Genomic DNA, 26037 nt, shown 5'->3' with positions numbered 1-26037 from the left:
GCGCCGGTCAGCGCCTGCGATGTCCGCCGCCACGCCTCTTCTGGCCGCCACCACCACCGCGCTGCGGACGGGCCTGCTGCGGGCGGGCCTGACGTTGCGGGCGTGTCTGCTGCGGACGGTTCCGCTGAACGTTGCGATTCCGGTTCACCTGTTTGTTGCCCGCATTCCGCGCCTTCCGGTCGCGATTGAGATGCGCCGGTGCCTGACGCGTGTTCTGCGCCGGACGTGTTGACGGTCTCTGGGCAGGCCTTTGCGTACTCGGTCTTTGTGTACTCGGCCTTTGCGTACTTGGACGCTGCGCCGCAGGGCGGTCTCCAGCCGGCCGGTTTACATTCGGCCTGTCGCCCGCCGGACGGTTCTGGGGCCGCTGCAGGTTGCCCTGCCCCGCATTGGGCCGGTTCTGAATCCGGTCGCCCGCCGGACGGTTGGCGATGGCCGCGCCTGCCCCGGCACCGATTGCGGCTCCGGCACCGACGTCACCCAGGCGGTTCTGGATGTTTTCACGTGAGGGCGCGGCAACATCGCCCCAGCGCCCGCCCTCGAACTTCTGCCAGTTCTCGCCATCGCGGCGGTAGACGGAACCATCGCGTCCGGCAAAGACATCGCCCCTGCGGTCCAGGCTTCCGACCCGTCCGAGATCGCCGCCGCCTTCCTTCCAGCGTTTGGCCGCGCCCGCCTGAATGTCGCGCGTGCGGGACCAGGCCGGTCCGGAGACGGCCGCACCGCCCCAGGAGCCGTAAATCCCGCGTGCGCCGCCGGCCACGATCCGATTGCCCGTCCGGGGATTGTAAGCGGTGATGAAACCGGCACTGCCGCGCGGGCCGCTGATGGCCGCGCCGCGAATGTATCCGCCCGTTCGGGGATTGTAGATGCCGCCGCCAGCGATGCCGCGCCTTGGGCCGTAGGCGTAGCCATACCTGCCGAAGGTGCCGCGCACAGGGTTGTAGAACGCACCGATGCCATAGGTGACCGGACGCGGGAAATAAATCGGGCGAATGCCGGGGCGATACCAGGGACGGTAGTACCAGCCGGACCCGTAGACAAAGACGCCCCAGGCCAGGAACCCGGTCAGATAACCCATCGTGTAGCCGTACCAGACCGCATTCGGTTCCGTTTCATAAACACGTACATATGTGGTGTTGTAGACGGGAGACGACGGCGGGATCGTGTAGATCTCGTCCGGAACAGCCGTTGCCACGACAAACGGGCCTTCCGGGCTGTCGCCGACGAACCAGACGCCATCCTGAAGGACGTAGTATTTCGCGCCGACCTGGATGACCTGATCGTTGGTGTTGACCGCATAGGACATCGAAGTCCCCTCGATCGGTTCAAACTCCGGGTCACCGGCGTAGGCGATGTCGGCGCTCACCGAGCCGACCTCAACACGCGCAGTCGTCGGTATGCTTGCCTTCAGGCGCGCCTGTGCTGCTTCGGAAGTTCCGGGGATCGAAGACAGTACCGAATAGTAAGGCGCGTCTTCTGGAATGTTCTGGAATTCGGACGGCAGGCTTGGCGTCGTGAACTCCCAAGGGCCGTCCAGAGACCCCGACTTGAACCAGCGGCCCGACACGAGAATGTACCAGGTCGAGGTAGACTTCAGGAAAAAGACATCGCTGTCCGTGTTCGACGCCCACTCCAGATCGGTGCTTCCCACAGGCTCGAGCTTCGGTTCCCCATCGAAAACGATCATTTCCGCCGGTTTGTCGGAATAGACGATTTTCGGCGGCTTGTTGTCGGCGAAGGGTTCGGGCGGGATCGCCGCTCGGGTTTCGGACCAGTTGTCGTCATCGGGAAGGTTGTTGATCAGGTCCGGGAGATCCGTCACCGGCTGCCAGCCGCTGGAAACGTCCTTGGTGGAGAGCCACGACTTTTCATCGCGCAGGAAAAACTCTCCCGTGTCGTCGACCTTCATAATGTCCCAGTTGGTGTTGACCACGAAGCTCAGGCCCTGATCCCCCTTCACGGGTGCCAGGATCGGTGCGCCTTCGGTCTGGACAAGGATCGAGGGCTCGGTCTCGACAAAAATCGGCGGGGCTTCCGCATTCAGGCCCTCGACGTCCTCCATGCGCTGGTACTCGGCCAGCCCCGCTGTAATCCGGTCCTCCTTCACCGTGATCGTCCCGGTCGGCATGATCTTGCCGACCTGAAGCGTCAGGTCGGTCAGAGAACTCCGATCCAGTGAGGAAAAGTCCAGCTGTGTGACCTGAATGTCGCTAACGGCGACTTCACCATTTTGCGGATCGGCCACCGTCTTGCCGCTGACGCCGATCACGCCGAAGACCGGCTTGGCTTCCTTGTCCTTGATATACTCGGCAGCAACCAGGGCCTTGAGCGTCTTGAAGTCGGTCCACTCGGTAAATTGCGGCTGGTAGAGAACGAGGGTCGCGCCGCCGTCCGTTTCAAAAGACCTGGGCCACCCGGTCGTCTGTTCAGGTTCCGAAAGCTGGAGATACTGCCCGCTCACAAACCCGTTCTGGCCGTTGTAGCTGATCGAACACCAGGCACCGGTGTCGTCGCAGTTTTCCAATTCGACCTGGGTCCCGTTCGGCACGGTGCCGAGCGTTCCGAAACCCGTGCCCGGTCCCTGCCGGAAATTAACGTTGGCGGTCGTTACCGCCGGCGCGGCAAACGCGCCATTCACAAATACGGTCTGCACAATCAATGCTGAAGACAGAATTACCGAAATAGTCTTGCGCATCTGGCCCTCCCAAAGGCGGAAAATGCTTTTAGAACCGAGTGGGTGATTTGCACCTTCCGGCTGAGATTCCAGAGACGGCAACCACCCTTCAAGAACTGCCCTTCGCCGCATGCATTGCCTGTGTCACGCGTCACAGGCGCACAAACGCGCGCGGCGTTAGGTTGCTCTCACGCCACCATGACACAGATCGTTGAGCCCTGTAAGGCTAGGAGGTTTTGACAATGTTCTCAGGAAAGTATGCCTTGAAAACCAGCTTGTTCGGCGTGGGTTTCGCGCTGTTTGCCGCCGCGTTTTCGCCCTCTTCCGCGTCCGCCGAAACCTTCATCTGCGAAAGCACGCAAACACCTGACGGCAAGGCGAGATACTGTAACTTTCTGCTTTTTGACACCAGCTTCAGCCGCCACACCCAAATCGTGCTCGCGCAAGGTGCGCGCAAAAGAGTCGCCATCAATGGCCGCTATGACCTGTTCTGCGTTCTGGTCCAGAACCACCGGGGCGTGCCCGACAATATCGCGCTGCGCACCAAGCAGTGCAAGAACACGCATAACGGGCGCGAGTACAAGGTCGCGATCCGGGAATTCAATTTGCGCCGCGGACGAAACGGTTACAGCACGAATACAGCCCCACTCGTGCGTGCCGTCAACCAATGGTAGCAAATACGGACCGGCGCCTGTATTCGCGCCGGTCCGTTCTCACCACGGCTTCGCCAGCCGCATGACGCCCGCCAAATTTCGGATATTTTTGTGCCCGGTTCCGGGCCGCTCAGCAGGCGACCGATGAAACGCCTGGCGAAGACAGTGTCACAACCTGCCCCGTACGCGCCGACTGTTGCGCGGCAAGCCCCATCTCTACCGCACGGCGGCCGTCTTCCAGCGTAACTTCCGGCAGGTCGATTTCACCGCGCACAACAGCCACAAATCGCTCGTGCTGGTAGAAGGTCGATCCATTGTGGTCGCCTGCATCGAGCAACGCCGGATCGACCGGGATCTCAAGCGTGCGCGGCCCTTTCGGCCGGCGCGGCGACACGACAAGCTGAGCCACCGGCGGCTCGCCAAGATCCTCTGGCCAGAACCGGCCGGGGCCCGGCACGAAGGCCTCGATCTTGCCGGTCGGACCAACCGCGACAACCTCTTCCTGATATCTGGACCCTTCGGCAAACATGCAAAGATCGAGAAGCGCGCGCGATCCGTTTTCGAAATCCACGATCACGTAACCGTTGTCGAGAATATCCGGCTGTTCGCCGTCATAGGTCTCGTCCTTGTGGTTCGCATCCTGGCCGGCAGAGGCCATGACACGGACGGGCTCGGATTTCATCATCAGGCGCATCAGGTCGAAGAAATGGCAGCACTTTTCGACGAAGGTGCCACCCGAATACCTGTTGAAGCGGTTCCAGGCACCGACCTTTTCCAAAAACGGGAACCTGTGCTCGCGGATCGTCAGCATCTTGATGCCACCGGTTGCCGCTTCCACCTGATCGATCAGGGCAGCAATCGCTGGCATGTAGCGGTATTCCATCGCCACCCAGATCGGTGCGGGATAGGCCGCCTTGAACGCCTCCAGTTCCGCCTGTTCCTTCGGATCGGTGAAAAGCGGCTTTTCAACCAGCAACGGCAACGGCCGCTTCTGCCGGATTTCCTGCATCTGCGGGACATGGCAATGGTTCGGGCTCGCAATCAGGATGCAGTCCAGTTCCGGGACGTCCAGCAATTCGGACACCGACGAAACCAGTTTCGCATCTGGCGTGATTTCAGCTGCCTTTGCCGCCATTTCCGCGTCGGGTTCGAAAATCACGCTGACTTCCGTATCCGGCAGCAAGGCTATGTTGCGCAGGTGTTCCTGCCCCATCATGCCGCAGCCAATAACCCCGTATCTCACCTTCGCAGGCATAAAAGTCTCCTTCTCGGCAGATTTCTTCCGACCTGCCTATTTCAAACGCTGTACATAGTGCGCCCTGGCCGTATCGAACCAGGTGCGTGAATATTCCACCGGTTCTGCGCCGTCCGCCCAGCTGAACCTTTCAATGAACCCCGTGACCGTTCCTGGCTTGAGCGTGAACGGTTCGGGCGCCCACTCCGGAACGGTGTCAATGGTGACGCGGTCCTCGGCGCGGACGATCCAGAAACCGAGATGTTTCTGGTAGAACCTGTAAAGAGAGTCCGAAAGCAGCTCGCGCTTTACCTGACCTGCATCGCCGTCGAGCCAGATTTCCTCAACCGCGATGATGACGTCGTTCAAATATCTCAGGCGGCGAATGCGGGTGCCTTCCTCGCTCGTGCCAAAGGCCGGAAAGTCGTCCGGCTTGCGCGTCCGCTCAACGCTGAGAATGTCGGCGCGCGGCAATCCGCCGCCGGACAAGAGCTCGAGACGGAACATCGCGTAGATGCTTTCGTGCGTTCCGGCCTGGCGTATGTAGTTTCCCGAGCCCTGAATCCGCTCCAGTAAGCCTTTTTCCGTAAGATCGGCGAGCGCCTTGCGCAACGTGCCGATGGAAATACCCAATTCGTCCGCCATGTCGCGTTCGGGTGGCAGACGCTCGCCGTCGATCAGCCGTCCGGCTGCGATATCCCTGATCAGAAGCTCGCTGATCTGCAAATACAGCGGCAGCGCATTCGAGGTCTGCGACGATGTCTGCATGGTGGTCAGGGGCTCTGATTTTTAAAATTGATACACTATTGATTTACATCAAACCGGATGATAAGCAAGAATAAATCGACGGTAAAGTGAAGCTGTTCGAAATCAAACGAAAGTTCGATCCCCGGCAGAGCTCCCCTCAAGAGGCTCGACCGGACAAAGCTGATCGAAATGAAGGTGTTAGGGCTCGTGTCCGCTCGGACATCCCCAAGGAGGAAATTCATGACAGTTGTCCCAGTGACATCGCCGGATCTGGATGCAGCAGAGGTTTCGTGGTTCTCTGCTCTGTGTTCCGACGATTATCAGTTCCTGGGCGTTCCGGAGGGCGATCTGCGTTCCTCATGGGACCACTGCTCGCAGATTGTAAGAACGGCTGAAGAACAGGGCTTCCGCAACATTCTGTGCCCGTCCTCCTACCAGGTTGGCCAGGACACGCTGTCCTTCGTCGCCGGCTGCGCGCCGATCACCGACAAGATCAACCTGCTGGCGGCCGTACGCTGCGGCGAGATGCAACCGATCATGCTTGCCAGAACCATCGCGACGCTTGACCACATGCTCAAGGGCCGTCTGACCGTCAACATCATTTCTTCCGATTTTCCGGGCGAACAGGCCGACAGCGGTTACCGCTACCAGCGCTCACGCGAGGTGGTCGAGATCCTGAAACAGGCCTGGACGCAGGACGAGATCAACTATCAGGGCGAGGTTTACAATTTCGCCGGGCTGACCACCGATCCGGCAAGACCGTATCAAACGGGCGGTCCGCTGCTTTACTTCGGCGGTTATTCGCCGGCGGCGCTTGAACTGTGCGGCCAGCATTGCGATGTCTACCTGATGTGGCCGGAAAAGGTCGAGGAACTGGAAGGCCGCATGAAGGCCGTCAACGCCGTTGCCGAGACATACGACCGCACGCTGGACTACGGTTTGCGCGTCCACATGATCGTTCGCGACACGGAAAAGGAAGCTCAGGAATACGCTGACTTTATTGTATCCAAGCTCGACGACGTTCAAGGCACGGCCATTCGCGAACGGGCACTCGACGCAAAGTCGCTCGGCGTGAGCCACCAGGCCAAGAACCGCGAAGTCGCCGACGAGTTCGGTTACATCGAGCCGAACCTTTGGACCGGTGTCGGCCGGGCCCGCTCCGGTTGCGGCGCGGCACTCGTCGGCTCGACCGATCAGGTCATGTCCAAGATCGAGGCCTACCAGAAGATGGGCATCCGGGCCTTCATCTTCTCCGGTTATCCGCACATTGAAGAGGCAAAGCATTTCGGGGCGCGCGTCTTGCCGAACCTGAAGACCTGTTCCCTGCCCCACGCCTACGGCCGCGTCCCGGCCGACACACCCGCAACGCCGCTTGGCAATGGAGTCCGCCGCTAATGGAACGTGTCAAACTTTCCGACACTCTGGAATTTTCCCGCCTGATCTATGGTATGTGGCGGCTTGGGGACGATTCCGATACGTCCGCGGCTTACGTGGAGAAAAAGATCCGGATCTGTCTCGATCAGGGCATTACCACATTCGACCAGGCCGACATCTACGGCGGCTATGCAGCCGAGGCTGTTCTGGGTGGTGCGCTGAAAGCCAATCCGGCCCTGCGCAACAGCATGGAAATCGTCACCAAATGCGACATCGTCGCCCCGGTCGGCCGCTACGCCGACGCCAAGGTGAAATATTACGACACCTCGCGTGCGCATATCGAGAAATCGGTCGAGACGTCCCTGAGCGACATGGGCATCGACACGATCGATCTCCTGCTCATTCACCGTCCGGACCCGCTCATGGATCACCATGAGACCGGTGCCGCGCTCGACGATCTCGTCAAAAGCGGCAAGGTACGGAACATAGGCGTTTCGAACTTCCGTCCTTGGGACTGGGAGTTGCTGCAATCGGCCATGTCCAACACGCTGGTGACCAACCAGATCGAGATCTCGCTCGCCGAGATTTCACCCTTCACCAATGGCGATCTCGCCTTCCACCAGCGGCTCGGCACCAAGCTCATGGCCTGGTCTCCGCTTGGCGGTGGCGCCCTGATCTCGGAAACCGGCAAGCTCGGCGCGGTCATGGATGAACTCGCCGGAGCATTCGGCGTCGACAGGTCCGCCGTTGCGATTGCTTTCCTGCTTGCCCACCCGGCCAAGCTTCTGCCTGTCATGGGCACGAACAACCCTGAGCGCATTGCGAAGATTTCCGATGCGCTGAAAGTCACACTGGATCGAGAAACCTGGTACCGGCTCTATGAAGCCGCCCTTGGAAACGAGGTACCCTGATGACCATGCAAAATGCCAATCATCCCGTTACCTTTGCACCGCATACAGACAATACCCGTCTCCTGCGTGATGCATTCGGCCGATTTGCAACGGGTGTCACCGTTGTCACGACGGGCTCGGACGACGGCCCGGTCGGGATAACGGCAAACAGCTTTTCGTCGGTGTCGCTCGACCCGCCGCTCGTGCTTTGGATGCCGGACAAGGGATCGCGCCGGTTCCAATATTTCGAAACGGCAGAAAACTACGCCATCCATGTACTCAGCCATCACCAGGCCGAGGTGTGCAACGGTTTCGTCAGAAACGCCCACGCCTTCGACCAACTGCCGCACACGATCGACGAGAATGGTGTGCCGCTTCTGGAGCATTGCCTGGCGCGGTTCGAGTGCAAACGTTTTGCCGCCTATGAGGGTGGCGATCACCTGATCGTTCTGGGACAGGTCATGCAGGCAGAAATGCGTCACGGGGAGGCGTTGACATTTTTTGCAGGCAAACTCGGACAAATCGCTCCAGAATAGGAGCCCAACGCCGGACGGCCATCCGCCCGGTTCAAAAAGACGTATTAGGGAGGAGCCCGAATGGGGGCATTGCTGGCGGTTCTTGCACCGCTCGCTTTCGTCAATTCGCAGCTTTTGCGAATAGGACGGGCGATAGGCATCGTTGCCGTGGCCTTGATGGTCGTAGCGATCCTGATCCAGGTGGTTTTCCGTTACGTGTTCAACAACGCGCTGCCCTGGCCTGACGAGGCGGCGCGTTTTTGCATGTTGTGGATGACGGGCCTGATGGCACCCACCGCCTTCCGGCGCGGCGGTTTCGTGGCTATCGACATGCTCGGCCACGCCCTGCCCCAGTCGATCGGAAAGCTGCTTTCGCTGTTTCTCCTCCTGATATCACTGCTCGTTCTCGTGATCGCGGTCCAGATCGGCTACGCCGAGGTGACCGGCTTCGGCGGCAAGTTTGCCACGGCCTCGCTCTACGTTCCCGGCAGTTTCACACTCACGGAGTGGATCCGGGTGCCGAGAAGCTGGATGATGATGTCTCTTTTTGTCGGTGTCATCCTGCTCACGCTGGTCAACATAGAACTCATCCTGCGCAGCGTGATCTCGATTGTCGGCGGCAACGATCGCCTGCCGGACATTCCGGATGCAGACATGGCGGGGGCTGACTGATGCTGATCTGGTTCCTTCCCGTCTTCCTGTTCTTCCTCATGATCGGCCTGCCGGTCTTTTTCGGCCTGCTCGCAGCGCCGGGTATTCTGCTCTGGATGAGTGGACAGGAACGCGACATCACCCTTCTTTACCGTAACGTTTACAACGGTATGGACAGTTTTCCTCTGATGGCGATTCCGTTTTTCATGCTCGCCGGCGAGCTCATGAACAAGGGTGGGATCACAACCCGCCTGGTGGAATTCAGCCAGGCGCTCATGGGTCATCTGCGTGGCGGTCTTGCCCATGTGAACATTCTGTCGTCCATGCTGTTCGCGGGCCTGTCGGGATCGGCGGTCGCAGATACATCCGCGCTCGGCTCCATGCTCATTCCGGCCATGGAAAAGCAGGGTTACACACGCCGTTTCGCCGCTGCCGTGACAGCAGCCTCCTCCGTTATCGGACCGATCATTCCGCCGTCCGGCATCATGATCATCTACGCCTATGTGATGGGCGAGAGCGTCGCCGCGCTGTTCCTGGCGGGTATCGTGCCGGGCGTCATGGTCGGCATCGGGCTGATGCTCGTGGTGCGGCTCATGGCGGACAAATACGATCTGCCCAAGGCACAGCGGATCGTGAACCCGGGCCAGAAAATGGCGACCGTGGAATACTGGGTCTCGTTCGCGCTTCTGAGGATCAACCTGGCCTCAGTGCTGCTGGCCATCTCCTTTGCCATTGCCGGCCAGATGTCGCTTGAACTGACCGGTGGCACGACAGCAATCCTGTTCGTGGCACTGCTGGCCATATCGCACTTCATCCTTATGGGACTGCGCGGCGCCGTTTCCGATGACTTCAGAATGGTGTGCAAGAAGGCGGTCGCGCCGCTGCAAACGCCGATCATTATCCTCGGCGGTATCCTGATCGGCGTGTTCACGCCGACGGAAGCCGCGGCGGTGGCCGTTGCCTACGCCCTGATCATCGGGTTCTTCGTCCTGCATTCCATCAAGATGAAGGAAATCCCGGGCATCCTGAACAGGGCCGGCATCACGTCTGCGGTCGTTCTGCTGCTGGTCGGCGCGGCGATGGCGTTCAAGACGGTCGTCAGTCTCAGCTACGCGCCGCAGATCATGGCGGACTTCGTGCTGTCGCTGTCCGAAAACCCGCTGATCCTGCTGTTCCTGATCAACCTGCTGCTCTTCGTTGTCGGCATGTTCCTGGATGCAGGACCCGCGATCATCATTCTCGGACCGATCCTGGGACCGATTTTCGTGGAACTGGGTGTTGATCCCATCCATTTTGCCATCATCATGAGCGTGAACCTGACCATCGGTCTTGCCACACCGCCCATGGGACTGGTGTTATTCGTTGCCGCATCGGTTTCAAAAGAAAGGGTTGAAACCATTGCCAAAGCCATTCTGCCGTTCCTGGCGGTAGAAATCGCGGTGATCTTTTTGATCACCTACATACCGGCACTTTCGATGACGATCCCGCGATTGACCGGATTTGCCAACTGATCTTGAGCTTATATATGGGAGGTACCTGATGCTCAAATCTGCCCTGAAAACACTCACCGTCGCGGCAATGCTTGCCGGATCGTCGCTGAGTGCCGTTGCCGCGGACTATACGCTGCGCGCAACAGCCAACTCCAACGAGAACGACGAAGACTATGACGGTCTTGTCGTGTTCAAGAACTTCGTTGAAGCCGCTTCCAACGGCGCGATCGAAGTCGAACTCTTCATCGGCACGCAGCTCTGCTCAAACGGTGCTGAATGCCTTCAGGGTGTCGCCGGCGGCGCAATCGACATCTACATCTCAACATCGGGCGGCGCTTCCGGCATCTTCCCGTATGTTCAGGTTCTCGACCTGCCCTACATGATGTCCGACGACCGGATTGCAGAGCATGTTCTTTCCGGCGATTTCGTTCGCACAATGCGGGCGATGGCGCTTGAAGATTCCGACAACACGATCCGCCTGATGACAGTGGGCAACACCGGCGGCTGGCGGAACTTCGCCAACACCAAGCGCCGTGTGGCAGCCCCTGCCGACATGGAAGGCCTGAAGATCCGTACCGTTGTCGCCGACCTGCCGCAGGAACTGGTGAAAGCACTCGGTGCCTCTCCGACCCCGATTCCGTGGCCGGAGCTGTTCACCTCCTTCCAGACCGGCGTTGTCGAAGGTTCCAAGAACGGTATCACCGACATCATGGGCATGAAATTCCCGGATGCCGGCCTGCAATATGTCACACTCGACGGCCATGCCTACATGGGCGCGCTGTGGTGGATGAGCAACGAGAAGTTCCTGGCCATGCCGGAAGACATGCGCCGCGTTGTTGTCGACGGCTTCTATGCCCTGCAGCAGGCGACTTTCGCATCGCCGAAGCGCAAGTCCATCCAGGCCTATGAAGACTTCGTTGCCGGTGGCGGCGATCTCTACGTGCCGACGCCTGAAGAAAAGGCCGCCTTCAAGGAAGCCGCTTCCCCGGTTTACGACTGGTTCAAGTCCAATGTCGGCCGCGGCGGGGAAATCTTCGGTGCGCTTGAAGAAGCCGTAAAGGCAGCTGAAACCGACATCAACGGCGCGCGCGACGCCGACGTGAACTAACCCTGAGAAACTGGTGCCGCGCCCACCCCAACAGGGTGCGGCACCAATTCAAGCAATGTTTGCCATTGCAGGGCTCGACCCTGCAATCCACGCCGTGCTGTCGCACCATATTCGGAGATTTTTCGAGGTTGAACGGCATGGATCCTATGGTCCGGCCATGGCATGAATTGCGGCTGTCAATCGTGATACGGACTTGTTTCCCGGATTTGTCGTCCCGGTTTGGCGCATATGCGGCAAGACCGGGATCCAGTACACCGTGTTGCTGGAGGTTAGAAGAAGATGGAGAAACAAGAGGTTACTGGTTCCCTGCCTTCCGCTCCGCTTCAGCAGGGATGACAAGTTCATCGACCGCGGATCGCCGCAATAGATCATTGTCGGGTTAAACCGGGCAGCAGTGAGTCAAGTCATGGGATGACTTGCAGCTGTCAGTCGGGCATCATCACAGGGCACACTTTACGGCCCGCAGGTTCCCGATCCCGGCTCGCGCTTCGCTTGGCCGGGATGACGAACGAACCGGGCGGAAACGTCAACGGAACGGATACATCCAGACCTTGTAGTCATCGACCAGAATATGCGCCTTATCAATTTCTTCCTTGGTCATTTTCTTGACGACCTCTTCCAGCGAGATCGCGGCGTCCGGGTCGCCGCCGATGGCGGACAGCGTGTACCACATGTAGGCGCGCACGAGATCGGGCGCGGGCATGCCGCGACCGACCTCGTAGTACCAGCCGACACCGGACTGCGCGCCGGGATGCCCCTTCATGGCGCTTCTGAGGTACCACTCGAAAGCCCGCTGGTCGTCCCGCTCCACGCCGAGCCCCATCGCGTACATCACACCGATCAGTTCCTCGGCATCCGCGTTGCCGGATCGCGCGGCGGGCCAAAGCTGCTCCTTGGCCTCTTCAAACTGCCCCGCTTCCATCAGGTCGCGCGCCGCCTCGATCTCGGCAAGGGCTGGCGTCGCCATCAGAACAAGGCCAAACAAGGCGGCTTCAAGCGTCTTTCTCATGTGCTTAGGTCATTCCCTCTTGTCGTTCTTCTGTCAGCGCCTGCCATTTCGGCTGAATTGCCGGCACCGCTCGGCGCGGGTGATTTCATCGCCTTCGACAGGAAACAGGCCGCGCTCGGTCAGCTTCTCTTTTACGACAAGATCCTTTCCGGCAACAGGAATATTGCCTGTGCCACGTGTCATCATCCGACGCTGGGAACAGGTGACGGGCTTTCGCTGGGGATCGGGGAAGGCGGCAAAGGCCTTGGACGAAACCGGACGGCGCTTGTTACGGAAAACCGGATTAAGAAAAGGATTCCGCGAAACGCGCCAGGCCTCTGGAATCTCGGAGCAAAAGAGCTTCACACCCTGTTTCACGACGGCCGGCTTTCCATTTCGGACGACTACGAAAACGGCTTCAATTCCCCGGCCGAGGAATGGCTGCCGGAGGGCCTTGAAACGTTACTCGGTGCCCAGGCGATCTTTCCGCTGGTTGCCCAGTTCGAGATGGCGGGCAATCCGAAGGAAAACGAAATCGCCGGTGCCGTGCATGACCGGATCGACGCGTCCTGGCCGATCCTTGCCAAACGGGTCCGCGTGATCCCCGAATACGGGAAGATGTTCGTCGAAGCGTTCGACCATATCGAGGAACCGGAACAGGTCACGATCGCCGAGGTTGCCAACGCGCTCGCCGCGTTCCAGGCGATTGAATGGACGAGTTTCGACAGCCCGTTCGACCAATATCTTGCCGGTGACGACACCGCCCTTGCGGCTGACCAGAAACGCGGGCTGGATCTCTTTTACGGCAAGGCAAATTGCGCAAGCTGCCATTCCGGCCAGCTTCTCAGCGATCAGGAGTTCCATGCGCTTGGTCTGCCGCCCTTCGGCCCGGGCCGCACCCGCCGGTTCGACCCGATGGTGCGCGACGTCGGCCGAATGGGAGAAAGCGACCGCCTGGAAGACGCCTACAGGTTCCGCACCCCGATGCTTCGCAATGTCGAGCTGACAGCCCCTTACGGCCACAATGGTGCCTATCCGACGCTTGAGGGCATTGTGCGCCATCACCTCGATCCGGACGGAATGCTGGCCAGTTGGCAGCCGGAAAAGGCTGCGCTTCCTGTCGCACCCTGGCTGGAAGCCATTGACTTCGTCGTCTGGAACGACAAACGTGAGATGGCTAGACAGGCCCTTTTCCGGGATGTCGAGCCGATTGCCCTCACCGGCCGCGAAGTCTCCGACCTTGTTGCGTTTTTGAAAGCCCTGACGGGAACGTCCTCCGTTTCCAATCCGCCTTTCGGGATCCCCGACAGCGTTCCAAGCGGACTTCCAGTCGACCGACCCTGAACTGGACACTCATGCTGGATTCCCTAAAACACCGGGCAAACGAACTGTTTCCCGGCATAGCGATCGCCGGGCTTGTCGCCATATCGGCGCAGTTTCTGAACGAGCATTACGGCGCGCCAGCCATGCTGATGGCAATTCTGCTTGGCATGCCGCTGAACTTTCTGTCCGATGAACAACGCACATCGGAGGGCATCGCCTTTGCCGCCAGAACGCTGCTGCGTATCGGTGTCGCGCTTCTGGGCGTCAGGATCAGCATCGAAATGGTTGAAGCCCTCGGCCTGCCCTTCCTGCTTCTGGTCATCCTCGGCGTTCTGGCGACCATCGCCTTTTCGCTGCTGATCGGAAACCTCTTCGGCAAGGACCGGCTGTTTTCCTTCCTGTCCGGCGGTGCAGTCGCCATTTGCGGCGCTTCGGCCGCCATGGCCATCGGCTCGATCCTGCCGAAACGCAAACACGCCGAGCGGGATCTGGCCTTCACCGTCATCACCGTGACGGTCCTGTCCACCCTGGCCATGATCGTCTACCCGATCCTGACCTCGAATCTCGGCCTGTCGCTTGATGCCACCAGCGTCTTTCTGGGCGGTACCATTCACGATGTGGCGCAGGTGGTTGGTGCCGGCTTCTCCGTTTCCGAGGAAACCGGGGATCTTTCCACTCTCGTCAAGCTTATCCGCGTGACCCTGCTTGCGCCGATCGTTCTCGTCGCAGCCCTGATCCTGCGCGGTAGCGCGGAGCCCGGATCCGCGCGTCCGCCCCTGATGCCCGCCTTCGTGGTCGCTTTTCTGGTTCTGGCGGCGTTCAATTCCTTCGGTCTGGTGCCGGACACTGCCAAGGACCTGGCAGGCCAGGTCTCCCGATGGGCCCTCCTGGCCGCAATTGCTGCCGTCGGCATGAAGACCTCGATCCCGAAACTGCTGGAAGTTGGCGGACCGGCCATCTGGATGGTCGTGACCCAGACGGTGTTCCTGGCGCTGTTCGTTCTCGCCGGGATCTGGCTGATCGGGTAGCAGGTTTCGATCCCGTCGTTTTCTGCCTGATGCCGGGGCGCTTTGGCGCGGCCCACCCAATTCGGTAGCCCCCGGGTTGTCATCCCGGTTTGGCGCGCAAGCGGCAAGACCGGGACCCAGTACTCCGTCTGGACAGCAATCGATCAAGACGGTCAGACAGGCGAATACTGGATCCCTGCCTTCGCAGGGATGGCAAGGGAGATAACAATCGGCTGGAAGAAACCGTCATTCCGGACTAGTGCAGCGCCAGCTGCGCGCCGATCCGGAATCCGGATTAACAATCGGTGTCGCGTCACCCGTCTTGAATGAAGGGCAAGGTACACATGACCGGAACATTGCCTTTCGGCCCGCAAACCCCACATTGATGCTTGAAACCCGGCCCGGGGGTTTCCTTGATCCCTTGAGTGTGAAATATAGCCACGGTCCCGATGTCGGGACCGCATCAATGGGCGTGCGGCACGCGTCAATCAACGGTCGCCCGCAACGCCAAGGAACTTCGAAAGCGTTTGGATGAAAAGCTACATCACGACCCCGATCTACTACGTCAACGGTTCTCCGCATATCGGTCACGCCTTCACCTCCGTGATGGCCGATATCCTGAAGCGCAACCGCCAGGCGCTGGGATGCGACGTGATGCTGTCCACCGGCGTTGACGAGCATGGCCAGAAGAACCAGGAAGCAGCGGCCGAACTCGGCATGGGCTACCAGGAGTTTCTCGACATGCGCGGAAAGGAATTCCGGAGCGTTTTCGACCTTGTCGGCATTTCCTACGACTATTTCGTGCGCACCAGCCGCGAGGGCCACAAACAGGCTGTCGCCGGAATGGAGCAGACGATCTTCGACAAGGACCTGATCGTCAAGAAGAACTATACCGGCACCTACTGCAAGGGCTGCGAGGAGTTCAAGAAAGAGTCTGACCTGACCGAAGACGGCCAGTGCCCTCTGCACCCGACCATGCAGGTCGAGCAGACGGAAGAGACCAACTACTTCCTGAAAATGGAGCCGTTTCGCGAACGGCTGCTGCAGCACATTGCCGACAATCCGGATTTCGTTCAGCCCGAAGCGTTCCGCAACGAACTCAAGCAGATGCTCGCCGAGCCGCTGGAGGACCTTTGTATCTCCCGGCCGAAGTCACGCGTGACCCTCGGCGTTGATCTGCCGTTCGATCCGGATTTCGTCACCTATGTCTGGTTCGACGCGCTGACCAACTACCTGACCAATATCGACTGGCCGGAAGACGGCTATCAGAGCTGGTGGGCGGAATGCGAGCACCTGATCGGCAAGGACATCCTGAAACCGCACGGCGTCTACTGGCCAATCATGCTGATGGCCGCCGGACTGCCGCTGCCGAAGAAACTCTCGGTGCACAGCCACTGGGTCGGTGCCGGCGGGGTCAAGATGTCGAAGTCGATCGGCAATGTCGTCGATCCGATCGAAGTTGTCGAAAAGCTCGGCGTCGATGCGCTGCGCTGGTATCTGGCGCGGCACATGAGGGCAGACAGCGACAGCCAGATCTCGGTCGAACTGATCACCCAGACATACAACAGCGAACTGGGCAACAAGATCGGCAACCTCCTGTCGCGCGTCGCGAAATTCTCGAACAAGAACTTCGGCGGCAAGGTGCCCGCACCCGGACCCTTGAGCGCGGAAGACGAGGCCCTGCGCAAGTCAGTTGTCGAGGCGGCCTCCGGCTTCAGCCGTTGGATCGACCTTCAGGACATTCCGGCGCGCACGCAGGCCATCGTGACGCTGGCGGAAGAGATGAACGAGTATATCGACAAGCAGGCGCCGTGGACGCTCTTCAAGAGCGAAGATACCCGCGAGCGCTGCCAGACGGTGATCTACGTGACCCTTGACTGCCTGCGCGTGATCATGGAGGCCTTGCAGCAGGTCATTCCGGGTTCCGCCGACAAGGCGCTTGCCATGCTGAACGCACCTGCAGCTCCCCGCCCCTGGACCCCGGTCCTGGACAGGCTTGAAGGCAATGGCGACCTCGGCGAGATCGAGTCGCTGTTTCCGCGCGTTCAGTAAGCGCGACGACAACCAACCCATCAGAAAGGCGCCTCAACTGGTGCCTTTCTTTTTGCCCGCTCCCGGGACGAGGTCCTCTTATCTCTGTCGTCGTCCCGACCTGACGAGGTGTGACTGGATTTCTTTCAGGTCAATCGGGTCATGCAATCACCTTATCGTGGCATCCATGCCGAAAGGCTGGCCCGGTTATTGGGGAGAAGCAATGCCATGGATTGCAGGGTCAAGCCCTGCAATGACAAAGAAGAGCGCGCGCGTTAGCCGCCCCCCCCACCCGCAACACCACATTGTCATTGCCATGACTTGATCATGGCATCCATGCCGTTGAGTCTCCGATGACACAGCCGCCCTGAAGTTAGGCAAGGGCATGGATTGCCAGATCAAGTCTGGCAATGACGGTGGAATTGGATGTGGGCTGTTCACTGTGGCATCGTTGAAGACAGCGCTCACGCGCTTCTTCAAGATGAGGGCTCCCTATCACTTTCTGTCTTCATCCCGGCCAAGCGCAGTGCGTGCCGGGATCGGAGAGGCAATGACCTGCCGGATCTCACGGTGACCGTTCAAATAGGCTTGGGCTCCCCGGCCCCGGGTCTCCCTTCGTTCGCCCGGGGTGACGCGGGATGGTGATGCGTGTCCTGCCAGCGTCCCTCGCCTGAACTGGCGCCCCCTCGACAATACACCAAGGGGGTCGAAGGATCGGCGGAAGCTGCAGAGAGCACGGTCTGTCCTTCGAGAAAGCGCTCATGCGCTTCTTCAGGATGGGGGGGCTCTCTCACTTTCTGTCGTCATCCCGGCCAAGCGCAGCGCGAGCCGGGATCGGAGAGGCAATGACTTGCCGGATCTCACGGTGACCGTTCAAATACGCTCGGGCTTCCCGGCCCCGGGTCTCACTTCGTTCGCCCGGGGTGACGAAAAGAAGATTGTCGCATGGAGCAGGACCCGGTTCCTGCTTTCAATGTCACGCCAGACAAGTACGGCAGAGCCGAAAGCCAATCCGGACAGACAGATCACACCGGTGTCTGAACCCGCTCGACACGGGCCACTTACGCCGCAAGGAACTCCAGGCGCTCATCCAGCCTTGCCGGGGTGATTTCGAGGATCTCTGCACGCACGACGTCTTCCACAACGAACGGGTCTTTCCCGACGTAACTCTCCAGGTCCTCCAGACTCGTGTCGTGGGCGATGATGGCGCCGCCCCTGTTTGGCTGGAGACTGCCGACCATCAGGAAAAGGCCCTGATCGAAGCCGCTTTTGATCCAGGCCTTGTGTGCGTCCATGAGTTCACCCGCTCGGGCCTTGTTGTCCGAAAACTTCAGGGTCACGACAAACATTTCATTCTCCTTGGGATCATCGTTGAAGATAAGCCAGGTGCTGGCCTGATGTGTCTTTGGGTTTCAGTTTTTCTGCGAGACCTTGTCGACCCAGGCGAGGATCTGATCGACTTCGCGTGCGACAAAGGCCTCGTCCTTGAAGGTCTGTGCAAGCGTCGCCACGCCCTGGCTCCAGCTCAGCACGTGAAGCGCATGTGCCTCGGCGTCTGCACTGCAGCCGAGTTCGCTGAACTGACGGGTCAACCAGTCCCGGAACAGCGCCATGATCCGGATTGCCTTGTCCTGCGCGTCGTGGTCCAGCTTGGCCAGCTCCGTTGTCAATGTCCCGACCGGACATCCGTAGGCGATGATCTTTGCCTGATTGACAATCAGGATGCGGACGAAGCAGGCGATGCGCCTTGCCGGGTCTGGGGACATCTCATCCCAGTTCCGCAGCATTTCATCCCGGTCAGACAGGCGTTTGTCGATGACTGCGTCGAGGATCTCGTCCTTGGTTCTGAAGTGGTAGTAGAAATTTCCGCGGGAAATTCTGACCGCTTGCGCAATGTCAGCGAAGGAGGTTTCACCAAACCCCTGTGCGTAGAACAACGCATCCGCCGCGTCGACGATCTGCTGCTTCGTGGAACCTGATTTCATGTTTCGCTCCTCGCTGCCGCTGCACCGTACGTGTCCCGCCTGAACCGGCAATTAGGACAATTGACCTAATACGCAATTAGGACGTTTGCCCTAGAGAGTCAAATCCGAATTTTGACGGTGGCGCAGACGCACTCGCTTTTCCGGCGGCGCGTGTTCCGGCGCACAGCTCACGGTAGAAAGACCTCTCTCCTCACACCTTTGTGAAGCGGGTCGCCAAACAATCCTGACAGACAGCTGTCAGGAAGGGTGCAGTACTCATAACGGCATCGGCAGCAGCCACATGACAGACGCGAACACGCATTTTCGTGTCCAATTTCAACGGCTTGCTGATTTAATTCTAAAGTGGTGCCAAAAGCGATGAATTCCGGAACATTGATGTTTTTCGTCAACACAGAGTGTACGCGTGTCAGCAGTGCGCATTTTTGCACCGGTGCGGTGCGATTTGCCCCGTTGGAATCCCGCCCCCGATCCCTACCTTCAGATCGCTTGGTGGCAGTCACAGGGCCGGTGCGAGGCAATCACGCCGATGCCCGTGTGGAGGGACAGATATGACTTACCTGGATGAACGGAATGAACCGTCTTCCGACACCGACCTATTGGATTTTTTCTACGATACGAGGACACGTACAGAAAGCCTGACAGCACCGCTCAGCGACGAGGACATGGGGCTTCAATCCATGGAAGACGCCAGCCCGCCCAAGTGGCACCTGGCGCATACGACCTGGTTTTTCGAGGAGTTCATACTCAAGCCCCATCTGCCCGGCTACAAGGCGCGGGACGAGCGCTTCGCCATTTTGTTCAATTCCTACTACGTTCAGGCAGGCCCGCGTCATACCCGGTCCAAGCGCGGGCTGCTGTCCCGCCCAAGCGTCACGGAGGTCACCTCCTACAGGGCGCATGTGGAAGATGCACTGCGCGAGGGCATGATCTACGACAAGTTTGCGCTGGAGCAGACACAGCTTGATGCCCTGATTACGCTCGGGTGCCACCACGAGATGCAGCATCAGGAACTTCTGGTTACAGACCTCCTGCACGCGCTTTCCCATAACCCTCTCCTGCCCGCCTACGCGCCTTCCCAGCCTGAAGCCGTTCGGAGCATTCCGGAACAGAGCTGGACGCGGCATGAGGGCGGCCTTGTTGAAATCGGACATGACGGCAACGGCTTTGCCTATGACTGCGAAGGGCCCCGGCACAAGGTCTGGCTGGAACCCTACAGGCTTGCGGACCGTCCGGTGACCAACGGCGAGTGGATCGCCTTCATGGAAGATGGCGGCTATGACAACCAGACGCTCTGGCTTATGGAAGGCTGGGCAGTCCGCGAGCAGAACGGCTGGGACTCGCCGCTTTACTGGTGGCAACAGGACGGCCAGTGGTGGACCTATACGCTTCAGGGTCCGCGTCCCGTCGATCTGTCTGCCCCCGTTGTTCACGTCAGCTACTATGAAGCCGATGCCTTTGCCAGGTGGGCGGGACACCGGCTGCCGACGGAGGCGGAATGGGAGGCAGCTGCCCAGCACACAGCGATTGCCGGAAACTTCCTGGAAAGCGGCACCTTCATGCCGCTTGGACGCGAGCCCGGACTTTGGGGTGACGTCTGGCAATGGACCAGCAGCGCGTTTTCCCCTTATCCCGGTTTCAGGCCGCCGGAAGGTGCGATCGGTGAATACAACGGCAAGTTCATGGTCAACCAGATGGTTCTGCGCGGCGGGTCCTGTGCAACCCCCAGGCTTCAGATGCGTTCTTCTTATCGAACCTTCTTTTATCCACACCAGCGTTGGCAGATGCTGGGCCTGAGACTGGCGGCAGACCAATGACCAAACACGTACCTCCCGCAGAGCAGGACACGAATTTCCGGTCGGAGATTCTCAAGGGCCTCACCGCCGATCGCAAAGTCATCAGCAGCAAATGGCTCTACGACGATGTCGGCTCGCATCTATTTGAAGCCATCACGGAACTGGATGCCTATTATCCGACACGCACCGAGCTGGGCATTCTGGAAGCCCAGCTTCGCAAATATGCACGGCTGCCGGGCGCACGCGGCGCGATGGTGGAACTCGGCAGCGGATCGAGCCGAAAGACCAGCCTCCTGCTTGGAGCATGTCCGGATCTTTCGGTTTACATGCCCATCGATATCTCCGCCAACCATCTGAAAGAGGCCGCTGACAGGGTTCGGCGCGCCTACCCGTCGCTGGCGGTGATCCCGATCGCGGCGGACTTTACCCAGCCGCTTGGAAAACTGCCGCTTTTGCCCGAACTTCCGGTTCTGGTGTTTTTTCCGGGCTCGACGATCGGCAACTTCGAGAAGAGCGAGGCGGTCGTCCTTTTGAAAAGCATCCGGGACGCAATGCCCGGTGCCCACATGATCATCGGCGTCGACCGGCCCAAGGACAAAGCGGTGCTGGTTGAAGCCTATGACGACCCGGCGGGCGTCACGGCGGCTTTCAACCTCAATCTCCTGCAGAGGATCAACCGGTCACTCGGTGCAAATTTCGATCTCGCTCGATTTGAGCACAAGGCCCTCTGGAACGCGGAAGAAAGCCGCATCGAAATGCACCTGGAAAGCATCGTCGACCAGACGGTTCGGATCGGTGACACGGACATCCGTTTTGCCGGAGGCGAGACCATTCACACGGAAAACTCGCACAAGTATGACGCGGAGTCTTTCGCGGAGATTGCCAGCGCAAGCGGCTGGCGCGTGCTTGATACGGACACGGATCCGGACGGGCTCTTCAGCGTCCTGACACTTGAGGCGACATAGGTTACCGACCCAACGCCTTTTCCAGATCCCTGTTCGCTTCTTCTTCGAATGCGGCTTCCAGGACGTCCGCCAGGCGCCTTGCGGCAAGACCGGCATCCGATGCGGTTGCGAGCAGGATCTCGGTGTTTTCAAGCGGAGGCATCTTCGCCCCGTTGTCCGTCAGAAGATCATCCGGCGCCATATGGCTCGGCAGGACGGCGACGCCAAGGCCTGCGCGGACCGCTGCAAGCGTACCGGCAAGTGAACCGCAGACATAGGCCGCCCGCGGCTCAAACCCCTCCTTGCGAAGCGCCTCCACGGCGCGCTTGCGATAGACGCATGGCTCGGGACTGACCGCAAGCGGCATGGCCTCCCCCGGCATCAGAAGCGATCGGTTCGCCGAGACCCACAACAAGGGCTCACTCCAGACACGCTGGCCGCCGATCGCGGCAGCCGGTTCGCGCTTCAAGAGGACAACATCCAGCAGTCCGGCGCGGAACTTTTCCAGAAGATTGAGTGTCAGGTCGCACGTCACCTCAAGACTGGCACCCGGATGCGCCTCGGCATAATCCGCCAGCGCCCTTGGAAGGTAGGTTGTCGCAATGTCTTCAGGTGTCCCCAATCGCACAAGACCGGTGACCTCATGCGCCCGAAAGGCAGACAGCGCCTCATTGTTCAGCTCCAGGATCCGCTGGGCATAGTCCAGAAACCGGGTTCCGGCCGGTGTCAGCACGACATTGCGGGCGCTGCGGCGCAAGAGGCGTTCGCCCAATATGTCCTCAAGCTTGCGAATCTGCAGTGAAACCGCCGATTGACTGCGGAAGAGGCTTTCCGCCGCCTTTGTGAAGCTTCCGGTGCGGCTTGTCAGCACAAAGGCCTTCAGCAAAGCCGGATCGATCGTGTCCATGGCAATCCATTCATGAGTTTTTTAAATCCAAATACTGAAGATTATTAATTTTCGCAATTCATTTGAAGCCCCTACATGTGGCGCGCACACAGTTTTCAAACGTCAGGAGACAGAAATGAACGTTCACAGCGCGCAGGCCGCCTATTCCATAGCACCCGCAGAAACGGCGCAGATCGCCGTTGCCCACGGTGACGGTATCGGTCCGGAAATCATGCGCGCTGCCCTACGATGCATGCACGCGGCGGGCGCAGACCTGGACATTCATGAGGTCGTTCTCGGGGAAAAGGTCTATGAGGCCGGCCACACATCCGGGATCCTGCCGGACAGCTGGAGTGTTTTGCGGTCCGCCGGTGTCCTGTTCAAGGGTCCGGTCACCACGCCCCAGGGCGGCGGCTACAAATCGTTGAATGTCACCATCCGCAAGACACTCGGGCTGTTTGCCAACATCCGCCCCTGCGCCGCGCTCACGCCCTTCGTGGCATCAAATCACCCGGGAATGGATGTCGTGATCTTCCGGGAAAACGAGGAAGACCTTTACGCAGGCATCGAGCATCGCCAGACCGACGAGGTGTTTCAGTGCCTCAAGCTTGTTTCGATCCCGGGCACGGAACGGATCATTCGCCATGCCTTCGAATACGCACGGTCGAACGGGCGCAGGAAAGTCTCCTGTTTTTCCAAGGACAACATCATGAAACTGACGGACGGTCTGTTTCACAAAATGTTCGACAAGATCTCGGCCGAATATCCGGAAATCGCCGCCGATCACTGGATCGTCGATATCGGAGCGGCAAAGCTCGCCGCATCGCCGGAGATGTTCGACGTCATTGTCACGACGAACCTTTATGGCGATATCATCTCCGACATTGCCGCAGAGATCAGCGGGTCCGTCGGGATCGCACCGTCTGCCAATATCGGCGAGAGTTTTGCCATGTTCGAGGCCATACACGGGTCCGCACCCGATATAGCTGGCCAGGGCGTTGCCAACCCGTCGGGACTGATCCTCGCCGGCGCGCAGATGCTCGGGCACCTCGGACAGCAGCAGGCTGCAAGCAGGCTTCAAAATGCCTGGCTGAAAACGATCGAAAGCGGCATCCACACCGCCGACATCTATTCTGAGGAACAAAGCCGCTTGAAAGTCGGCACGGACGAATTTGCCGACGCGGTCATCGAGCGGATCGGAGAACTTCCCAGTCTGCTCAAGCCTGTTGCCGTTCAAGGCCGGCAGGATGCACCCGTGATTGCGCCCCCGGTCCGTCCGGCCCCGGCGAAAAGATGTCTTGTCGGGGTCGACCTGTTCGTGCGCGACACTGTCGTGGATCCGGACAATCTGGCCGTCAGGCTGATCGCGGCCACCCAGCAATGCGCCGCAAAGCTGACCATGATCACCAATCGGGGCGTGAAGGTATGGCCGGCGGGGCTGCCGGAGACCTTCAAGACGGATCACTGGAGGTGCCGCTTCGAGAGCAACGGCAAAGATCTGAAACAAAAGAACGTGGCTGAACTGATCATGGCTCTGAGCAACAAGGAAATCGAGGTCATCAAGTCCGAAAACCTCTACACCTTCAACGGAGTACCGGGTTACTCGCTCGGCCAGGGACAATAACACCAACAGAACGACCCCATCGCCACTTTCCCTTCCGGCAGCGCTCCCTGCCGGGAGGTTTTTTTGCAGCTCAGGATTGCCTGATGGTACCCGCGTTCAGCCGGGTGTTACCTCGTTGGCGCGGGACTGCCCCGCGAATTCAAGGGCAGGAAAAATCAGTGGACAAGAAACATTTGTTTCAGGGTTTGACAAGGCAAAAAACAAATGAAACAGTGCGCCGATGGGAGCAAGTTCGCCGCAACAAATCCGGACAGCAATTTCGGCCAGCTACGCCGAATTGAGTGACGCATTGCGCGTTGCAGCGGATTACATTGCTGAAAATCAAGTGGAAATCGCCACCAGAAGTCTGCGGTCCGTGGCCACTGCGAGCGGTGTGTCACCCGCAAGCTATACACGTCTTGCACGGGCTCTCGGATACAACGACTACGAAGCGCTGCGTGAGCAGGCGCGCACGGAACTGACGGCAAGGGAGCAAAACAGTTTCCGGGAGAAGGCACGCCGCCTGCAATCGGATGCCGGCCAGCCACTCCTGCCACGCCAGGTTTCCGCCTGTCTGGACAACATCCAGGGTCTGGTCGCCGATATTGACCCGGCAACGCTTGATGCAGTGGTCGATCAACTGTCGATGTCGCGCAAGATCGTTCTGATAGGTGCTCTCGGGTCGGCCGGCTTTGCGGACTATTTCGCCTACCTTGCAAAGTGGTTTGATGACCGCTGGTTCGTCGCAGGACGCAACGGCACGACACTGGGCAGCACGCTCGCGGGGCTGAACCGTCAGGACACGGTGCTGATCATTTCCAAACACCCTTATGCCCACAGGTCCGTACGCGCTGCGAAGATCGCGGCCGGAAAAGGGGCAAAGGTCGTGGTTCTGACCGATAGCCGCGCCTTTCCGGGCCTGCAGTTCGCCGACTATCACTTCATTCAACGAACTGAAAGTCCACACTTTTTTTCGTCTTACGCAGCTACGCTTGTCTTGATAGAGACCATAACGGGCATGCTGGTTGCGCGGGCCGGGTCCGATGCGGAGGCACGGATCCAGGAAGTTGAGAAGCATAATCGCTTGCTCGACGAGATTGAAAATGTCTAGGGTGGTGTGCCACGCTTGACTTAAGAATTTTAACAATGGGGAAGTCTAGTCAAATGATGATGAAAATGAACTTTGCAGGTGCTGTTCTGGCGACCAGCATCGCATTCACCGGAGCAGCAACGGCTGAAGAATTCATCACGATCGGAACCGGTGGCGTCACTGGCGTTTACTACCCGACAGGTGGTGCGATCTGCCGTTTGGTCAACAAGGGCCGCAAGGACCACGGCATTCGCTGCTCGGTCGAATCCACGGGTGGTTCCGTCTACAACATCAACACGGTTCGCGAAGGCGAGCTCGAGTTCGGCGTTGCGCAGTCCGACTGGCAGTATCACGCTTTCAACGGCACCTCGAAATTCGAGGACAAGGGTCCGTTCGAAAACCTCCGCGCGGTCTTCTCGGTGCATCCGGAGCCGTTCACGGTGGTGGCACGTGCCGATTCCGGCATCAAGAACTTCGAGGATCTCAAGGGCAAGCGCGTGAACATCGGCAACCCGGGTTCCGGTCAGCGCGGCACCATGGAAGTCCTGATGGAAGCAATGGGCTGGACCACCGGCGACTTCGCCCAGGCGACCGAGTTGAAGGCCGCCGAGCAGTCCGCAGCTCTTTGCGACAACCAGATCGATGCCATGGTCTACACGGTCGGTCACCCCTCCGGCTCCATCCAGGAGGCAACGACTGCCTGTGATTCCGTACTGGTCAACGTGGGCGGTGGCGCTGTCGACAAACTCGTTGGCGACAACAGCTACTACCGCACCGCCACCATTCCGGGCGGCATGTATCGCGGCAACGATGGCGACACCAACACCTTCGGTGTCGGCGCGACCTTCATCACGTCCGCCGACGTTGCTGACGACACGGTTTACACGCTGGTCAAGTCGGTGTTCGAAAACTTCGATGCCTTCAAGAAGCTGCATCCGGCATTTGCCAACCTGAAGCCTGAAGAAATGGTCGCCGACGGACTGTCCGCACCTCTGCATCCGGGCGCTGCCAAGTACTACAAAGAGCAAGGCTGGATCAACTAATCCAG

22 protein-coding genes are annotated in these 26037 nt (G+C 59.5%); 15 read left to right on the top strand and 7 right to left on the bottom strand.

Features of this window, described 5'->3' with window-relative positions:
* Positions 1 to 7 precede the first annotated feature (7 nt).
* Positions 8 to 2698 carry an SH3 domain-containing protein gene (locus RBB49_RS24035; RefSeq protein ID WP_306145450.1) on the bottom strand — a complete coding sequence of 897 codons (2691 nt, stop codon included), beginning with the start codon at positions 2696 to 2698 and terminating at the stop codon, positions 8 to 10.
* Positions 2699 to 2940: 242 nt separating this feature from the next.
* Here RBB49_RS24035 and RBB49_RS24030 point away from each other — a divergent pair, with 242 nt between their 5' ends.
* Positions 2941 to 3351: a hypothetical protein gene (locus RBB49_RS24030; RefSeq protein WP_306145449.1), complete on the top strand. Its 411-nt coding sequence runs from the start codon at positions 2941 to 2943 to the stop codon at positions 3349 to 3351.
* Positions 3352 to 3460: 109 nt separating this feature from the next.
* Here the strand turns inward: RBB49_RS24030 and RBB49_RS24025 are convergent, their stop codons facing one another.
* The gene (locus tag RBB49_RS24025) at positions 3461 to 4585 is read right to left on the bottom strand and encodes a Gfo/Idh/MocA family protein (protein WP_306145448.1); all 1125 of its coding nucleotides are present in this window, start codon (positions 4583 to 4585) and stop codon (positions 3461 to 3463) included.
* A gap of 36 nt (positions 4586 to 4621) precedes the next feature.
* Positions 4622 to 5332: a GntR family transcriptional regulator gene (locus tag RBB49_RS24020; protein ID WP_306145447.1), complete on the bottom strand. Its 711-nt coding sequence runs from the start codon at positions 5330 to 5332 to the stop codon at positions 4622 to 4624.
* Positions 5333 to 5551: 219 nt separating this feature from the next.
* On the opposite strand from RBB49_RS24020, the gene RBB49_RS24015 reads away from it, so the two are divergent.
* The 6 genes from RBB49_RS24015 to dctP are packed head-to-tail and all read left to right on the top strand — an operon-like array spanning position 5552 to position 11339.
* Positions 5552 to 6706 (top strand): LLM class flavin-dependent oxidoreductase, encoded by a 1155-nt coding sequence (locus RBB49_RS24015; protein ID WP_306145446.1) that lies wholly within the window; start codon positions 5552 to 5554, stop codon positions 6704 to 6706.
* Complete coding sequence (locus RBB49_RS24010) at positions 6706 to 7596, top strand: aldo/keto reductase family oxidoreductase (RefSeq protein ID WP_306145445.1); 891 nt, start codon at positions 6706 to 6708, stop codon at positions 7594 to 7596. The genes RBB49_RS24015 and RBB49_RS24010 overlap by 1 nt, the downstream gene beginning before the upstream one ends.
* Positions 7596 to 8111 (top strand): flavin reductase family protein, encoded by a 516-nt coding sequence (locus RBB49_RS24005; protein ID WP_306145444.1) that lies wholly within the window; start codon positions 7596 to 7598, stop codon positions 8109 to 8111. Before RBB49_RS24010 ends, RBB49_RS24005 begins: the two co-directional genes overlap by 1 nt.
* A 60-nt stretch (positions 8112 to 8171) precedes the next feature.
* Entirely contained in the window at positions 8172 to 8762 is a 591-nt protein-coding gene (locus tag RBB49_RS24000) for a TRAP transporter small permease (RefSeq protein WP_306145443.1), read from the top strand.
* Positions 8762 to 10252, top strand: coding sequence for a TRAP transporter large permease (locus tag RBB49_RS23995; RefSeq protein WP_306145442.1), 1491 nt, complete (start codon positions 8762 to 8764; stop codon positions 10250 to 10252). Before RBB49_RS24000 ends, RBB49_RS23995 begins: the two co-directional genes overlap by 1 nt.
* Positions 10253 to 10280: 28 nt before the next feature.
* Positions 10281 to 11339 carry a TRAP transporter substrate-binding protein DctP gene (gene dctP / locus RBB49_RS23990; protein WP_306145441.1) on the top strand — a complete coding sequence of 353 codons (1059 nt, stop codon included), beginning with the start codon at positions 10281 to 10283 and terminating at the stop codon, positions 11337 to 11339.
* A 526-nt stretch (positions 11340 to 11865) separates the two neighbouring features.
* Here dctP and RBB49_RS23985 read toward each other — a convergent pair.
* The gene (locus RBB49_RS23985; RefSeq protein ID WP_306145440.1) at positions 11866 to 12348 is read right to left on the bottom strand and encodes a tetratricopeptide repeat protein; all 483 of its coding nucleotides are present in this window, start codon (positions 12346 to 12348) and stop codon (positions 11866 to 11868) included.
* Here RBB49_RS23985 and RBB49_RS23980 point away from each other — a divergent pair, their 5' ends adjacent.
* From RBB49_RS23980 to metG, 3 genes are all read left to right on the top strand, one after another.
* The gene (locus tag RBB49_RS23980; protein WP_306145439.1) at positions 12349 to 13671 is read left to right on the top strand and encodes a cytochrome-c peroxidase; all 1323 of its coding nucleotides are present in this window, start codon (positions 12349 to 12351) and stop codon (positions 13669 to 13671) included.
* Positions 13672 to 13682: 11 nt separating this feature from the next.
* On the top strand, positions 13683 to 14678 hold the full coding sequence (locus RBB49_RS23975) for a YeiH family protein (RefSeq protein ID WP_306145438.1): 996 nt from the start codon (positions 13683 to 13685) through the stop codon (positions 14676 to 14678).
* A 510-nt stretch (positions 14679 to 15188) separates the two neighbouring features.
* A complete protein-coding gene (metG, locus tag RBB49_RS23970) occupies positions 15189 to 16709 on the top strand; it encodes a methionine--tRNA ligase (RefSeq protein WP_306145437.1) in 1521 nt (506 codons plus the stop codon).
* A 1040-nt stretch (positions 16710 to 17749) separates the two neighbouring features.
* On the opposite strand, the gene RBB49_RS23965 is transcribed toward metG, so the two are convergent.
* Together RBB49_RS23965 and RBB49_RS23960 are read right to left on the bottom strand one after the other, a co-directional pair.
* Positions 17750 to 18037 (bottom strand): YciI family protein, encoded by a 288-nt coding sequence (locus RBB49_RS23965; RefSeq protein ID WP_306145436.1) that lies wholly within the window; start codon positions 18035 to 18037, stop codon positions 17750 to 17752.
* A 63-nt stretch (positions 18038 to 18100) separates the two neighbouring features.
* Positions 18101 to 18673 (bottom strand): TetR/AcrR family transcriptional regulator, encoded by a 573-nt coding sequence (locus RBB49_RS23960; RefSeq protein ID WP_306145435.1) that lies wholly within the window; start codon positions 18671 to 18673, stop codon positions 18101 to 18103.
* Positions 18674 to 19221: 548 nt separating this feature from the next.
* Between RBB49_RS23960 and egtB the strand changes: the two genes are divergently transcribed.
* Together egtB and egtD are read left to right on the top strand one after the other, a co-directional pair.
* The gene (gene egtB, locus RBB49_RS23955) at positions 19222 to 20487 is read left to right on the top strand and encodes an ergothioneine biosynthesis protein EgtB (RefSeq protein WP_306145434.1); all 1266 of its coding nucleotides are present in this window, start codon (positions 19222 to 19224) and stop codon (positions 20485 to 20487) included.
* Complete coding sequence (gene egtD, locus RBB49_RS23950; RefSeq protein ID WP_306145433.1) at positions 20484 to 21431, top strand: L-histidine N(alpha)-methyltransferase; 948 nt, start codon at positions 20484 to 20486, stop codon at positions 21429 to 21431. Before egtB ends, egtD begins: the two co-directional genes overlap by 4 nt.
* Before the next feature lies 1 nt (position 21432).
* Here egtD and RBB49_RS23945 read toward each other — a convergent pair whose 3' ends face one another.
* Positions 21433 to 22317 (bottom strand): LysR family transcriptional regulator, encoded by an 885-nt coding sequence (locus RBB49_RS23945; RefSeq protein ID WP_306145432.1) that lies wholly within the window; start codon positions 22315 to 22317, stop codon positions 21433 to 21435.
* 115 nt (positions 22318 to 22432) lie between these two features.
* Here RBB49_RS23945 and RBB49_RS23940 point away from each other — a divergent pair, with 115 nt between their 5' ends.
* From RBB49_RS23940 to RBB49_RS23930, 3 genes are all read left to right on the top strand, one after another.
* Positions 22433 to 23920, top strand: a complete 1488-nt coding sequence (locus RBB49_RS23940) for an NADP-dependent isocitrate dehydrogenase (protein WP_306145431.1) — start codon at positions 22433 to 22435, stop codon at positions 23918 to 23920.
* 220 nt (positions 23921 to 24140) lie between these two features.
* The gene (locus RBB49_RS23935) at positions 24141 to 25010 is read left to right on the top strand and encodes a MurR/RpiR family transcriptional regulator (RefSeq protein WP_306145430.1); all 870 of its coding nucleotides are present in this window, start codon (positions 24141 to 24143) and stop codon (positions 25008 to 25010) included.
* A gap of 59 nt (positions 25011 to 25069) precedes the next feature.
* On the top strand, positions 25070 to 26032 hold the full coding sequence (locus RBB49_RS23930; protein ID WP_306145471.1) for a TAXI family TRAP transporter solute-binding subunit: 963 nt from the start codon (positions 25070 to 25072) through the stop codon (positions 26030 to 26032).
* The last annotated feature ends 5 nt before the right edge of the window (positions 26033 to 26037 follow it).

The sequence above is a fragment of the Roseibium sp. MMSF_3412 genome, from assembly GCF_030733265.1.
Classification (GTDB): domain Bacteria; phylum Pseudomonadota; class Alphaproteobacteria; order Rhizobiales; family Stappiaceae; genus Roseibium.
This window is presented reverse-complemented; position numbering and strand designations above follow the sequence as displayed.